The sequence below is a fragment of the Stenotrophomonas maltophilia group sp. Smal12 genome (assembly GCF_037079935.1).
Classification (GTDB): domain Bacteria; phylum Pseudomonadota; class Gammaproteobacteria; order Xanthomonadales; family Xanthomonadaceae; genus Stenotrophomonas; species Stenotrophomonas sepilia.
In genome coordinates this window covers 19870-33327 of sequence record NZ_JBAWUK010000024.1, presented here as the reverse complement: position 1 = coordinate 33327, position 13458 = coordinate 19870, and the positions used below count along the sequence as shown (strand labels likewise).

The 13458-nt window shown below is 67.4% G+C and carries 10 protein-coding genes and 3 tRNA genes; 6 read left to right on the top strand and 7 right to left on the bottom strand.

Annotation, left to right across the window (positions count from 1 at the left end; translation table 11 throughout):
- Positions 1–25: 25 nt before the first annotated feature.
- Both WDC87_RS12060 and WDC87_RS12055 read right to left on the bottom strand, forming a co-directional pair.
- Positions 26–110 (bottom strand) — tRNA-Leu (locus tag WDC87_RS12060).
- A 50-nt stretch (positions 111–160) separates the two neighbouring features.
- Positions 161–1060 (bottom strand): LysR family transcriptional regulator, encoded by a 900-nt coding sequence (locus WDC87_RS12055; protein WP_252744666.1) that lies wholly within the window; start codon positions 1058–1060, stop codon positions 161–163.
- A gap of 99 nt (positions 1061–1159) precedes the next feature.
- Between WDC87_RS12055 and WDC87_RS12050 the strand changes: the two genes are divergently transcribed.
- On the top strand, positions 1160–1906 hold the full coding sequence (locus tag WDC87_RS12050; protein ID WP_072166791.1) for a sulfite exporter TauE/SafE family protein: 747 nt from the start codon (positions 1160–1162) through the stop codon (positions 1904–1906).
- Positions 1907–1961: 55 nt separating this feature from the next.
- On the opposite strand, the gene WDC87_RS12045 is transcribed toward WDC87_RS12050, so the two are convergent.
- Together WDC87_RS12045 and WDC87_RS12040 are read right to left on the bottom strand one after the other, a co-directional pair.
- Positions 1962–2046, bottom strand: a tRNA-Leu gene (locus WDC87_RS12045).
- A gap of 205 nt (positions 2047–2251) precedes the next feature.
- A tRNA-Leu gene (locus tag WDC87_RS12040) sits at positions 2252–2336 on the bottom strand.
- A 128-nt stretch (positions 2337–2464) separates the two neighbouring features.
- Between WDC87_RS12040 and rnr the strand changes: the two genes are divergently transcribed.
- From rnr to rlmB, 3 genes are all read left to right on the top strand, one after another.
- The gene (gene rnr / locus WDC87_RS12035; RefSeq protein ID WP_252744665.1) at positions 2465–4930 is read left to right on the top strand and encodes a ribonuclease R; all 2466 of its coding nucleotides are present in this window, start codon (positions 2465–2467) and stop codon (positions 4928–4930) included.
- Positions 4931–5053: 123 nt separating this feature from the next.
- Positions 5054–5536 (top strand): GFA family protein, encoded by a 483-nt coding sequence (locus tag WDC87_RS12030; RefSeq protein ID WP_111176176.1) that lies wholly within the window; start codon positions 5054–5056, stop codon positions 5534–5536.
- A 94-nt stretch (positions 5537–5630) separates the two neighbouring features.
- Positions 5631–6374, top strand: a complete 744-nt coding sequence (gene rlmB, locus WDC87_RS12025) for a 23S rRNA (guanosine(2251)-2'-O)-methyltransferase RlmB (RefSeq protein WP_252744664.1) — start codon at positions 5631–5633, stop codon at positions 6372–6374.
- 81 nt (positions 6375–6455) lie between these two features.
- Here rlmB and WDC87_RS12020 read toward each other — a convergent pair whose 3' ends face one another.
- From WDC87_RS12020 to WDC87_RS12010, 3 genes are read right to left on the bottom strand one after another with little or no spacing between them, the layout of a single operon-like run.
- Positions 6456–7895 carry a TolC family protein gene (locus WDC87_RS12020; RefSeq protein ID WP_072166787.1) on the bottom strand — a complete coding sequence of 480 codons (1440 nt, stop codon included), beginning with the start codon at positions 7893–7895 and terminating at the stop codon, positions 6456–6458.
- Positions 7892–9850, bottom strand: coding sequence for a MacB family efflux pump subunit (locus WDC87_RS12015; RefSeq protein WP_088497686.1), 1959 nt, complete (start codon positions 9848–9850; stop codon positions 7892–7894). The genes WDC87_RS12020 and WDC87_RS12015 overlap by 4 nt, the downstream gene beginning before the upstream one ends.
- A complete protein-coding gene (locus WDC87_RS12010) occupies positions 9847–11085 on the bottom strand; it encodes an efflux RND transporter periplasmic adaptor subunit (protein ID WP_252744663.1) in 1239 nt (412 codons plus the stop codon). The genes WDC87_RS12015 and WDC87_RS12010 overlap by 4 nt, the downstream gene beginning before the upstream one ends.
- 204 nt (positions 11086–11289) lie before the next feature.
- Here WDC87_RS12010 and WDC87_RS12005 point away from each other — a divergent pair, with 204 nt between their 5' ends.
- Both WDC87_RS12005 and WDC87_RS12000 read left to right on the top strand, forming a co-directional pair.
- Positions 11290–12018 carry a response regulator gene (locus tag WDC87_RS12005; RefSeq protein ID WP_005415886.1) on the top strand — a complete coding sequence of 243 codons (729 nt, stop codon included), beginning with the start codon at positions 11290–11292 and terminating at the stop codon, positions 12016–12018.
- A 6-nt stretch (positions 12019–12024) separates the two neighbouring features.
- On the top strand, positions 12025–13434 hold the full coding sequence (locus WDC87_RS12000; protein WP_072166784.1) for an ATP-binding protein: 1410 nt from the start codon (positions 12025–12027) through the stop codon (positions 13432–13434).
- The last annotated feature ends 24 nt before the right edge of the window (positions 13435–13458 follow it).

Here is a 13458-nt window from a genome sequence, read left to right as displayed (position 1 = left end):
TCGCGGGTTTGATCATCTTGAGTCGTGGTGCCCAGGAGAGGACTCGAACCTCCACGGTTTTACCCGCTAGTACCTGAAACTAGTGCGTCTACCAATTCCGCCACCTGGGCGACTCAGGAGAAGAATTGTGCGGCACGGCAGAGAGTGTGTCAACAACATTTCACACTTTTTTCTGCGCTTGCACGCCCAGGTGGTGCAGCAGGCTGCGCATCGCCGGTGACAGCTGCGCCCACCCGACGAAACAGGCGCACAGGCGGCGTTGTGCCCACGCATCGGCAAGCGGCACCGCAACGGTATGCGTACTGCGTCGATGCTGGCGCGCGATGCTCCGCGGCACGATGCCGACACCGATGCCGTGGCCGACCATGATGCAGACGCCCTCGAAGGTCTTCATGCGGATGCGCACGTCCAGTCGGCGACCGATGTCGCGCGCCTGGTCTTCGATGTAGGTCTGCAGTGCATTGCCATCGGCCAGGGCAACGAAGGTCTCGCCGGCGGCATCGGCGAAGGTCACGCTGCGCAGTGATGCAAACCGGTGATCGGCAGGCAGCAGCATCACCAGCGGATCTTCGGCCACCACATGCTGCTGCAGGCCGGTGGCGTCGACCGCATCACTGATGATGCCGGCCTCGGCCTGGCCAGCGCTGATTGCACGCACGACTTCGGGGCTGGTGCGTTCCAGCAGTTCGACGTGCAGGCGGGGGCGTTCGGCCAACCACGGTGCGAGCCGCGAGGGCAGGTAGCTGGTCAGTGCTGCGGTGTTGGCATACAGATGCAGGGTGCCGCGCGCCCCCTGCGCGAATGCCTGCAGTTCGCCGCGCAGCTGCGCCTGCTGTTGCAGGATCAGGCGTGCATGGTGGGCGAGGGCGGCGCCGGCTTCAGTCAGGCTGACGCCACGTGGATGCCGGTTCAGCAGCGGGGTGCCGGCATCGGCTTCGATCGTGCGCAGCCGCTCGCTGGCCGAACCCAGGGCCAGGTTCGCCTGCGTTGCGCCGGCAGTGATGCTGCCCGCCTCGGCGATTGCCAGGAACAGGCGCAGGTCGGCGATGTCCATCCGCATGTGATGCCCTCGTCGCAACGGCTGAGCCTTCGGATCAGCCGAAGGCAGGGCCGGGAAGACCGCATTGTGCGCCGGGCGACGGCCCGATCCAATGAAGGCATGAATGAATCGATGTACTTCTATGGGCTGCTGGTGGTGGTGTTCGTGCTGGCCGGCGTGGTCAAGGGCGTGACGGGCATGGGGCTGCCGACGGTGGCGATGGGCCTGCTCGGTGGCGCGCTGTCGCCGGTGGCGGCGGCGTCGATGCTGTTCATCCCGACCTTCGTCACCAATGCGTGGCAGCTGCTGTCCGGGCCGTCACTGGGCCACATCGTGCGGCGCCTGTGGCCGATGATGCTGGCCGTGGTGGTGGTGACCCTAGGTTCGGCAGCGTGGCTGGTACGGGTCGATCGCAGCGGGTCGCGCGTTGCGCTGGGCGTGGCCCTGATGGTCTATGCCGCCTATGCGTTGCTTGCGCCGGTGTTCCGCGTGCCGCAGCGGCGCGAGCGCTGGCTGGGGCCGCTGGTGGGCGCGCTGTCCGGCGTAGTGACCGGCGCCACCGGCGTGTTCGTGATGCCGGCGGTGCCGTACCTGCAATCACTGGGGTTGCAGCGCGAAGAACTGGTGCAGGCGCTCGGGCTGGCGTTCACCGTATCGACGATTGCACTGACCACGGGCCTGGTGCTGCACGGTGCGTTCGGCATCCAGCAGCTGGGCTTGAGTGCACTGGCGGTGGTGCCGGCACTGCTGGGCATGTGGCTGGGGCAGGTGATCCGGCAGCGCATCAGTGCGCGGCTGTTCCGCGCCTGCTTTCTGGGTTTCCTGCTGCTGCTCGGCCTGGAGCTGGTGCTGCGGCCGTTGTTCTGATGCCAAATCCGGGCATGAAAAAACCCGCTTTCGCGGGTCTTTCTCATTCTCGACGTGGTGCCCAGGAGAGGACTCGAACCTCCACGGTTTTACCCGCTAGTACCTGAAACTAGTGCGTCTACCAATTCCGCCACCTGGGCGTCGAGGAGCGAGATTATGGGGTGTTGTTACGGGGGTGTCAACAATTTTTGTGGGCCTGGGGGTGGATCCGGTTTCGCCTGCGAGATGGGCTACGACCCCATCTCACTCGCTTGGGGTCAGAGCCCTTTCCTTCGGAAAGGGATCCGACCCCGCTACCGGATCGCAGGCAAAAAAAATCCCCGCCGAAGCGAGGAGTTTTTTCGTTGGTGCCCAGGAGAGGACTCGAACCTCCACGGTTTTACCCGCTAGTACCTGAAACTAGTGCGTCTACCAATTCCGCCACCTGGGCGTTCCAGAGGCGCAATTGTGAAGATGAATCCGGGAGCTGTCAACGACTTCCTGAAATTATTTCATCCAACGCCTCCAAGGCGGGCGCTGACCCGTTCTGCACGCCGTCAACGGCTACCATGTAGGGCGATGACTACCAAAAAACCAAGCAAGGGCGGGAGCAAGTCCCGCAGCCAAGGCCCGAAGAAGGGCCCGAAGGCGGGCGCAGCCCGCACCACCAAGCCGGGCAAGCCGTTGCCGGGCTGGTTCCCCGAATTGAATGAAGGCGGTGCGCCGCCACGCGGCCGCAAGGTCCGCACCGCTGATGCGGCAGCACCCGGCCCGGCCCCGGGCCGCAAGCTGCCGCCGACCGGCAAGGTGATCGACGATCCCTATGCCGCCCGCGAAGCAGAGAAATACGAACAGCCCATCGCCAGCCGCGAGGCCATCCTGGCCCTGCTGGAGCGTTGCGAAGGGCCGCAGACCGCCGAGGAACTGGGGGCACGCCTGGGCCTGACCGCACCGGATCGGGCCGAGGCGCTGTCGCGCCGGCTTGGTGCCATGGTCCGTGATGGCCAACTGGTGCAGAACCGCCGCGGCGGCTTCGCCCCGATCCAGACCCTGAACCTGGTCACCGGCGTGGTGATCGCCAACCCGGAGGGGTTCGGCTTCCTGCGCCCGGTCGAGGGCGGCGACGACCTGTTCCTGCCGCCGTATGAAATGCGCAAGGTCATGCACGGCGACAAGGTGCTGGCCCGCGTGACCGGCATCGACCACCGTGGCCGTCGCGAAGGCAGCATTGCGCGCGTGCTCGAACGCGGCATGACCCGCCTGATCGGCCGCTTCAGCGTCGAGATGGGGATCAATTACGTGGTACCTGACGACAAGCGCGTGCAGCGCAACGTGCAGGTACCGCCGGACCAGACCGGGGGCGCGCGTGATGGCCAGCTGGTGGTCTGCGAACTGACCCAGGCCCCGGACAGCCGCCGCCCGCCGATCGGCCGCATCATCGCCGTGCTGGGCGACAAGCTGACCGCATCGCTGGTGGTGGAGACCGCCATCCACGGCCACGAGCTGCCGTTCGAGTTCCCGCAGGAGGTGCTGGACGAAGCCGCCTCGGTGCCGATGGTGGTCGAGCCGGCAATGATCGGCGACCGTGTCGACCTGCGCAGCACGCCGCTGGTCACCATTGACGGCGAGGATGCCAAGGACTTCGACGACGCGGTGTACTGCGAGCCGAATGCCGACGGTTTCCGCCTGGTGGTGGCCATTGCCGATGTTTCGAACTACGTCCGCCCCGGCACGCCGCTGGACGAGGAAGCGCAGAAGCGTGCGACTTCGGTCTACTTCCCCGGCTTCGTGGTGCCGATGCTGCCGGAGACCCTGTCCAACGGCATCTGCTCGCTGATGCCCAAGGTCGACCGCATGTGCTTCGTCTGCGACATGCAGATCGATCGTGACGGCCTGGTCACGCATTCGCGCTTCTACGAGGCCGTGATGAATTCGCACGCGCGCCTGACCTACACCCAGGTGTGGAAGGCGGTGGGCGAGGACGATGCCGATACCAAGGCCTGGATGGGTGACCTGCTGCCGCAGGTGCAGCGCCTGCACCAGCTGTACAAGGTGCTGTCAAAGGCACGTGCCAAGCGCGGTGCCATCGAGTTCGAAAGCAGCGAGGTACGCTTCGTGCTGGACAACCGTGGTGAAGTCACCCAGGCCGGCATGCTGGTGCGCAACGACGCGCACAAGCTGATCGAGGAATGCATGATCGCGGCCAATGTGGAGGCGGCGAAGTACCTGCTGTCGCGCCATGTGCCGGCCCCGTACCGCATCCACGAGAAGCCGCCGGAAACCAAGTACGCCGACCTGCTGGAATTCCTCAAGGAGTTCAAGCTGAGCCTGCCACCGTGGTCGAAGGTGCGCCCGGGTGACTACACCAAGCTGCTGAAGAAGATCCGCGACCGCCCCGATGCGACGCTGCTGGAGTCGGTGTTGCTGCGCAGCCAGAGCCTGGCGATCTACAGCCCGGAGAACCACGGCCACTTCGGCCTGGCGCTGGAGGCCTACGCGCACTTCACGTCGCCGATCCGTCGCTATCCCGACCTGCTGGTGCACCGCGCGATCAAGCATGCGCTGTCCGGCAAGCCGCTGGACAAGTTCACCTACAATGCCCGCGAGATGGCCGCGCTGGCGCTGCAGTGTTCCGAGCGTGAGCGCCGTGCCGATGAGGCCGAGCGCGAGGTCGACGAGCGTTACCGCGCGGCGTGGATGGAAAAGCACGTGGGCGGCCAGTTCGACGGCGTGATCAGCGGCGTGACCAGCTTCGGCCTGTTCGTGGAACTGGACGAGTCGAAGGTGCAGGGCTTGGTCCACGTGACCCAGCTGCCGCAGGACTATTACAAGTTCGACGCGACCCGCAAGACGCTGACCGGCGAGCGCCGCGGCGGCAGCTACCGGCTGGGTGACAGCGTGCGCATCCTGGTGCTGAAGGCCAGCATGGAAGAACGCAAGATCGACTTCCGCCTGGTGGAACACAAGGGTGAGGACGAGGGTGATGGCCTGCCGCCGCTGCCTGAGCGGGGCAAGCCGGCCAAGCGGACCAAGAAGCAATATTGAAAGGCGTGCCGACCAACGGTCGGCACCCACCTCACCCGGTAGGTGCCAACCGTTGGTTGGCACGCACCGCTCGTCAGGTAGGTGTCGACCTTGGTCGACACAATCTTCCGGAGGAAAGCAGCAATGCAAGGCCAACCCGAATACAGCGGCGGCTGCCAGTGCGGCGCGATCCGCTTCCACGTGCGTGGCGCGCTGACCGACAGCTCGATCTGCCACTGCCGCATGTGCCAGAAGGCCTTCGGCGCCTACTACGCGCCGCTGGTGTCGGTACGCGGTGTGCAGTTCAGCTGGACCCGTGGCCAGCCGCGCTATTTCCAGTCGTCCAACGTGGTGCGGCGTGGCTTCTGCGCCGACTGCGGCACGCCATTGACCTACGAAGCGCCCGATGGCGTGGCGGTGGCTGCCGGCGCGTTCGACGAACCCGAACGCCTGCCACCGACGATCCAGTACGGGGTCGAACGCAAGCTGCCCTTCGTCGACAGCCTGGCCAGCCTGCCGGTACGGCGTACCGAGCAGGACATCGCGGCCCTGGACTTCCTGGCCACGATCGTGTCCCACCAGCACCCCGACCACGACACGCCGCACTGGCCACCGCGCAGCCGGTGAGGTTTGTGTAGAGCCGAGCCCATGCTCGGCGGCCTTGAAGCGCGGCCGCCGCCGATGCTCTACCATAGCCACCCCCTTTCCGGTCCCCGCCCGCATGAGCAAGAACAGCCAGTGGATCGTCGGCGTCAACGCCGTCGCCTCCTCCATCGAGAACGACGCCGAGAACGTCCGCGAAGTGCTGGTCGAGGCCGGAGCGAAGAACCCGCGCCTGACCGAGATCGAGGAAAACGCCCGCCGCAAGGGCATCGACGTGCGCAAGGTGAACAGCCAGGCGCTGGACGGTGTGGGGGGCTCGGTGCGCCACCAGGGCGTGGCCGCGCGCTATGCCGCCGCCCGCACCTACAGCGAGAACGAGCTGGAAGGCCTTGTCACTGCGGCCGAGGGCAAGGCGCTGCTGCTGGTGCTGGACGAGGTGCAGGACCCGCACAATCTGGGTGCCTGCCTGCGCTCGGCCGCTGCGGCCGGTGCGACTGCAGTGATCATCCCCAAGGACAAGTCGGCCACGGTCAACGCCACCGTGCGCAAGACCTCGGCCGGCGCCGCCGACCTCATCCCGGTGGTGGCGGTAACCAACCTGTCGCGCTGCCTGAAGGACCTGCAGAAGCAGGGCGTGTGGATCTACGGTCTGGCCGGTGAGGCCACCGTGTCGCTGTACCAGCTGGACCTGAAGGGCAACATCGCGCTGGTGCTGGGCGGCGAGGCCGATGGCCTGCGCCGCCTGACCCGCGAGAACTGCGATGGCCTGGTCAAGATCCCGATGCCGGGCGAGATCGAGAGTCTGAATGTTTCCGTCGCGGCCGGCGTCAGCCTGTTCGAGGCCGTGCGCCAGCGCGGTTGATCTGTTGAGCCGAGCCCACGCTCGGCTATCGCATACCCGATCAGGAAAGCAGCCGAGCATGGGCTCGGCTCTAAGAAGCCGCTACCCCGCGCTGCCACCCAGTGCCTTGAACAGGGTCACGTCGTTGTTCAGCTGGCCCTGGCGCACGCGCGCCAGCGACAGCTCGGCATCGCGCCGGGTCTGCTGCGCTTCCAGCCAGGTGCGCAGATCGGTAGCACCCACGCGATAACGCACTTCCTGCGCGCGCTCCACTTCCACCGCTTCCTCGTACGAAGCCTGCGAGGCAGCGACCTGGCGCGCCAGCTGCTCGCGCGCGGACAGGGCGTTGTCCACTTCCGAGAGCGCGGTGTACAGCGTCTTGCGGAAATTGGTCGCGGCGATCTGATAGCTGGTGCCGGCGATATCGGTATCCAGCTGCGCGCGCTGCAGGTTGAGGAATGGCAGCGAAAGGCCGGCACCCAGCGTGGCCACCGGATTGCGCAGTACATCGCCCAGCGAGGCCGCACTGGAACCGAGGCTGCCGGTCAGGCTCAGCGCCGGGTAGTACTGGGTGGCGGTGACCCTGATGGTCTTCAGGCTGTTGCGCAGGCGGAGTTCTGCCGCACGCAGGTCGGGGCGGCGGCCGAGCAGGTCGGCCGGCAGCCCCTCGACAATGCGCGGGCTGTGTGCGCCCAGCAGGTCCTGCGGTTCGTCCTGCTGGGGCCAGGGCGTGCCGTCCAGCAGCACGGTCAGTGCGTTGCGCACCTCCACCCGCTGCTGTTCCAGCGCGCTCTGCGAGGCGCGCTGCGATTGCAGGTTCTGCAGCGCCTGGCGCACTTCCAGGCGCGATACCGCACCGGCGTCGAAGCGGGCCTGTACCAGTTCGCGGGTGCGCTCCAGCCGCTCCAGGTTGGCCTGGCCGGTGGCGATCGACTGGTTCAGGTAGGCCAGGTTCCAGTACTGGGTGATGGTGTCGCTGATCACCAGCAGGGCGGTATTCTGCCGGTCTTCCTCGCTGGCTTCGGCTTCCCAGCGGGCGATGTCGCGCTGGGTGCGCAGGCGTCCCCACAGATCCACCTCCCAGCCCAGCGATACGCCGGTGGAGTAGCTGCGGCGCCATTCGTCGGCCTGGTCGGTGGCGCGGCTGGCATTGGCGCTGACGCCCGATGACGAAGGCTGCGGCCACAGCGCGTTGCTGGCCAAGCCGGCCTGCAGGCGTGAACGCTGCACGGCCAGGCCGGCGGCGGCCAGGTCGCTGTTGGCGGCCAGCGCCTGCGCCACCAGGCGGTCCAGGCGCTCGTCGCCGAAGCCGCTCCACCAGGTGTCCTGGCGGACGTCGTGGCCCGGTGTGTCCAGGCTGCTGCGCGGGTCGCCGGCCGGTGCGTTGAGGGTGGCATCGCCACGCCCATACTGGGCCGCCACGTCGGGATCGGCCACCGGATAGCGGCCGACAGAGGCGCAGCCAGACAGGGCGAGCAGAACGGCACCCGCCAGCAGCCGGCGCGAGGGGGCAGGGAACGGCAGTCGGGTCATCATCTTCATTCGCGTGCCAGGGCCTCTACCGGGTCAAGCTGCGCGGCATTGCGCGCGGGCAGGAAGCCGAACGCCACGCCGATCAGGGTCGAGCAGGCGAAGGCGGCAACAATCGAGGCGGTGGAGAACAGCACCTGGAAGTCGCTGGCGAAGCGGCCGATCATCGAGCCCAGCAGCAGGGCCAGGCCGATGCCGAGCACGCCACCGAGCAGGCACACCAGCACCGCTTCGATCAGGAACTGCTGGCGGATATCACTTTGTCGTGCACCGACGGCCATGCGCACCCCGATCTCTCGGGTGCGCTCGGTCACCGACACCAGCATGATGTTCATCACGCCGATGCCGCCGACCAGCAGCGCGATGGCGGCGATGGCGCCGATCAGCAGGGTCATCGTGCGCGTGGTCTGTTCGATGGTGTCGCGGATCTCCGCGCTGTTGCTGAGGAAGAAATCCTCGGTGCCGTGGCGCATCGTCAGCAGGCGGGTGATCGCTTCCTGAGCGGCATCCATCGGTGTGTTGTCGTCCACGCGCACGGTGATGCTGGAGACATGGCTCTGGCCGAGCATGCGCGACATCACCGTGGTGTACGGCACCCACACGCTGAGGCTGGTGCTGCCACCGAAGCCGAAACTCTGGCGCTTGGCCACGCCGACCACGCGTGCCGGCACGTTGCCGAGCAGGATCACCTGTCCGACCGGGTCGACATCGGGGAAGAACTGGGTCTGGGTGTTCTCGTCGATCACCGCCACCTGGCCCAAGCCCTTGACTGCATCGGCATCGAAGAAGCTGCCACTGAGCAGAGTCACGCCCTTGACCCGGAAGAACTGCTCGCCGACGCCGCTGACCTGGGCGGTAGACGACTGGTTGCGATAACGCGCGGTGACCGAGGTCGATACGCTGGGGGTGGCGCTGTCCACATAGCTCTGCTTTGCCAGTGCATCGGCATCGCTGGCCTTGAGCGTCTGCACCCGCGCCGAGCGCATGTCGCCAAAACCGCGGCCGGGGTAGACGTCGATGGTATTGGTGCCGAGCGCGCTGATGTTCTGCAGGATCTGCTGCTGCGAGCCGTTGCCCAAGGCCACCACCGAGACCACCGAGGCGATGCCGATGATGATGCCGAGCATGGTCAGGAAGGTGCGCAGGCGATGGGCGTTCATCGCCAGCAGCGCCATGCGGAACGCTTCGGTGAAGCGGTCGCGGGCCGCCCGCCAGCTGTTGCCGTGGGCGACGCCGGTACTGGCTTCGCGCTGGGCGCGGTAACTCGGCGCATCCGGATTGGCGCGGTCGGCAATGATCTCGCCATCGCGGATCTCGATGATGCGCTGCGCGTGCTGGGCCACGCTCATGTCGTGGGTGACGATGATGATGGTGTGGCCTTCGGCATGCAGTTCGCCGAGGATCGCCATCACTTCCTCACCGGATTTCGTATCGAGCGCGCCTGTTGGTTCGTCGGCCAGGATCACCTCGCCGCCGTTCATCAGGGCGCGTGCGATCGACACGCGCTGCTGCTGGCCACCGGAAAGCTGGCCTGGCTTGTGATGCATGCGGTCGCCCAGCCCCAGCCGCCGCAGCAGTTGCTCGGCACGCGCGTTGCGCACCGGCCCGGGACTGCCGGCGTAAACGGCCGGCACTTCCACATTGCCGCGCGCGTCGAGGTCGCCGAGCAGGTGGTAGCGCTGGAAGATGAAACCAAAATGCTCGCGGCGCAGTTCGGCCAGTTCGTCCGGCTCCATCTTTCCGGTTTCGCGGCCGGCCACCTGGTAGCTGCCGCGAGTGGGACGGTCAAGGCAGCCGAGGATGTTCATCAGCGTCGACTTGCCCGAGCCGGACTGGCCGACGATGGCGACCATCTCGCCGGCGTGGATGTCGAGATGGACGTCGCGCAGTACGGCGATCACATCGTCGCCGGCCGGGAATTCGCGTCGCAGGTCGCGCAGGCGCAGCAGCGGCGCCGTCGTGCTCATCGGCGCCCCATGCCCGGGCCACCGACCCGCATCTGCATGCCGCCGCGGTTGCCGCCGGTGCTGGCACCGGCCGCACCGGCTTCGCCGACCACCACGCGCTCGCCTTCCTTCAAGCCGGACAGGATCTCGGCCGAGGCGCCGTTGTTGATGCCCACGGTGACCTTGCGCGGCTGCGGTTGGCCCTCGTCGTCCAGCACCCGCACCATCCGCTCATCGCCACGGCGCTTCGGTCCCAGTGCCACCGCCGGCACCATCAGCACGCCCTTGGCCTGCTTGAGCAGTACCGAGACCTGCGCGGTCATGTCGATGCGCAGCGTGCCGTCCGGGTTTTCCACATCAAACAGCGCGTTGTAGTAGACCGCGCTGCTGGAGCTGGAGCTGGAGGAGCTGCTGGAGCTGGACGAATTCTCGTTGGCGATCGAGGCGGGCGCCGGATTGATCTGGCGCAGCGTGGCGTGATACTTGCGGTCCGGGTCGCCCAGGGTGGTGAAGTACACCGGCATGCCGGGCTTGATCTTGACCACGTCGGCCTCGGAGATCTCGGCATTGACGGTGACCACGTCCAGCCGCGCCAGCATGACGATGGTCGGTGCGGTCTGGTTGGCGTTCACGGTACGGCCTTCCTCGGCCACCACCGCGACCACGGTGCCGTCCATCGGCGCGGTGATGCGGGTGTAGGCCAGGTTGGCGCGGGCGGTGCCCAGCTCGGTTTCGCGGCCCTTGATCTGCGCCTCGTAGGACTGCAGCTGGGCGCGGGCGGTCTTCAGCTGTGCTTCGGCGGCATCGTATTCCTGGCGCGAGGTGGCCTCGGCGGCCAGCATCTGCTGCTGGCGCGCGAACTCCAGTTCGGCCTGGCGCAGGGTGGCTTGCTGCACCGCGCGCTGGGCGATGACCTGGTCCAGCGAGGCCTGCGCGTTGAGCACCTGGTTCTGCTGGGTGGTGGCATCGATCTCGGCGATCAGGTCGCCTTCCTTCACGCTGTCGCCCAGCTGTACCTTCAGCGATTTGATCTGGCCCGAGGCCTGCGCGCCGACGCTGACCAGCTTGTAGGCGTCGATCACGCCGGTGGCATCCACCGTTTGTTCAATGTCACCGCGGCTGACCGGCGAGGTTGCCACCGCCGGGGCGGCGGGCTTGCGCAGCAGCCACCAGGCGGTCGCGGCGACGATCAGGGCGAGCAGGGCGATCAGCATCAGGCGACTCCGGCGGGTCGCTGGCAGCAGGCGGAACGTCACGTCGTGGCTTCACTCTCGAGGCCGCGAAGGCGGCGTTGGTGGGCATTGTGAAGACCGGGCGATGGACGGCTCAATCCTCGGGGTATGTCTGTATGTAACACTGTCGGTGAACAGGCGTAACCACAGGTATCCCGCCCGCGGGTGGATACACTGGTACGCATTGCCCCGGATGCGGTTCAGCTGCCGACACGGGATGATCGCGACATGGAGACTGAAAACCCGATGCATCGACTGCTGATCGTCGACGACGACAACGACATCCGCACGCTGCTGGCCGAGCAGCTCGGCCGCGCCGGCTACCAGGTGAGCACTGCGGCCGATGGCACCGCCATGCGCCAGCTGCTGGACCGCGAGCACGTGGACCTGATCGTGCTGGACCTCAACCTGCCGCGCGAGGATGGTCTGACCCTGTGCCGTGACCTGCGTGCGCGTTCGAACACGCCGGTGATCATGCTGACCGCGCGCGCCGAGCCGATCGACCGCGTGCTGGGCCTGGAAATGGGCGCCGACGACTACCTGGCCAAGCCGTTCGAGCCGCGCGAGCTGCTGGCGCGCATCCGCAACGTGCTGCGCCGGACCGAGGCGCTGCCGGCCAACCTGGAACCGCTGGCGGTACGCCGCGCGCGTTTCTCGCGCTGGGTATTCGACCTGGAGCATCGCCACCTGGTCGATCCGGATGGCCGCGTGGTGGTGCTGTCCGGCGCCGAGTTCCGCCTGCTGCGGGTGTTCATCGCCCACGCCAACAAGGTGCTGTCGCGCGAGCAGCTGGTCGCGCTCAGCAGTGGCCGCAACTACGAGGCTCAGGACCGCGCGATCGACCTGCAGGTCAGCCGCCTGCGCAACAAGCTGGGCGACGATGGTGGCCCGGATGGACTGATCAAGACCGTGCGCAACGAAGGCTACGTGCTGGCCTCGTCGGTCAACCTGGAATAATCCGCGATGAAGCGCCTGCGCCATTTCCTGTCCTCGATGGTCGGGCGGTTGTTCGTGATCCTGCTGCTGGGCATGGCGGTGGCTGCGATCGGCGCGACCATGCTGGCCACCTCCAAGCGCCAGCAGGAGTTCGAGCGGCAGAACCTGAACCGCATCGCCGACCGCCTGCAGGGCTACGTCAACCTGCTGGACGGCAATCCGGAGCTGCGCGAGCGCCTGCTGGCGATCGGCGGGCCGAGCGTGCGCGCGCTGCAGCCGGGCGCACGCCTGGGGCGTGCCGACACGGCGCTGATGGAAGTACTGGAAGACCGCCCCGGGCCGGTGTCGCGCGCGCACGTGCACTTCGCTTCGTTCCGCTCCTGCATTCCCAAACTGCAGGAGCTGCTGCCGCCGCCGCCGCCGGGCCACCGGCGGCCGCCGCGCGAACGCGACCCCGCGTTCATCCCGCCCAGATGCCGTGCAGTGGACGTGACCCTCAACGACGGCACGCTGCTGAAGCTGGCACTGGACTCGCCGGCGGTGGCGCACAACGGCATCCTCGCCGTGGACCCATGGTTCCTGACCCTGCTGGTGCTGGCGATTGCCGTGCTGGCCTATATCGTCGCGCGCATGGCCAGCGCGCCGCTGCAGGAACTGGCCGCAGCCGCAGAAGACCTTGGCGATGACCTGCAGCGCGACCCGTTGCCACTGCGCGGGCCGCGCGAAGTGCAGCGTGCCGCCGAAGCCTTCAACGCCATGCAGCACCGCCTGCAGCGGCACCTGGCCGAACGCACGCAGATGCTGGCGGCGATCACCCACGACCTGCAGACGCCGCTGACGCGGCTGCGCCTGCGCCTGGAGAATGTCAGCGACGAGGCCCTGCGTGAGCGCCTGATCGGCGACCTGGCGGCGATGCAGGCGCTGGTGCGCGAGGGCCTGGAACTGGCGCGCAGCGCCGAGAGTGCCGAGCAGCGCGCCGCACTGGACCTGGATTCGCTGCTGGAGAGCATTGTTGAGGACGCCGCCGAAGGCGGCGGTGATGTGGTCTTCGAAGGGGGCAGTGGTTCGGTGCTGATGTTGCGTCCGTTGGCCATGCACCGGCTGTTCTCCAACCTGGTGGACAACGCGGTGATGTACGCGCAGCGGGCACGGGTGCGGGTTGAGCGGAGCGGCGGTGCAATTACCGTGGTGGTGGCCGATGACGGCCCGGGCCTGGCCGAAGAGCAGCTGGAGGCGGTGTTCGATCCGTTCGTGCGGGTGGAGACCTCGCGTTCGCGCGAAACCGGCGGGGCCGGCCTGGGCCTGACCATCGCGCGCGCCCTGGCCGAGAAGGACGGCGCCCGGCTGTGGCTGCGCAACCGGGCCGAAGGTGGCCTGGAGGCGGTGGTGCAGTGGCCGGCCAGTGCCCAGGTGGTGGCGCCCGGCCGCGCCGGCTGAGTCGGCGCGCTGCGGACGGTGACG

Bases quoted from the DNA above. Each gene is read 5' to 3' on its own strand.
- WDC87_RS12055 (WP_252744666.1), bottom strand. From the start codon at position 1,060: ATGCGGATGGACATCGCCGACCTGCGCCTGTTCCTGGCAATCGCCGAG.
- WDC87_RS12050 (WP_072166791.1), top strand. From the start codon at position 1,160: ATGAATGAATCGATGTACTTCTATGGGCTGCTGGTGGTGGTGTTCGTG.
- rnr (WP_252744665.1), top strand. From the start codon at position 2,465: ATGACTACCAAAAAACCAAGCAAGGGCGGGAGCAAGTCCCGCAGCCAA.
- WDC87_RS12030 (WP_111176176.1), top strand. From the start codon at position 5,054: ATGCAAGGCCAACCCGAATACAGCGGCGGCTGCCAGTGCGGCGCGATC.
- rlmB (WP_252744664.1), top strand. From the start codon at position 5,631: ATGAGCAAGAACAGCCAGTGGATCGTCGGCGTCAACGCCGTCGCCTCC.
- WDC87_RS12020 (WP_072166787.1), bottom strand. From the start codon at position 7,895: ATGAAGATGATGACCCGACTGCCGTTCCCTGCCCCCTCGCGCCGGCTG.
- WDC87_RS12015 (WP_088497686.1), bottom strand. From the start codon at position 9,850: ATGAGCACGACGGCGCCGCTGCTGCGCCTGCGCGACCTGCGACGCGAA.
- WDC87_RS12005 (WP_005415886.1), top strand. From the start codon at position 11,290: ATGGAGACTGAAAACCCGATGCATCGACTGCTGATCGTCGACGACGAC.
- WDC87_RS12000 (WP_072166784.1), top strand. From the start codon at position 12,025: ATGAAGCGCCTGCGCCATTTCCTGTCCTCGATGGTCGGGCGGTTGTTC.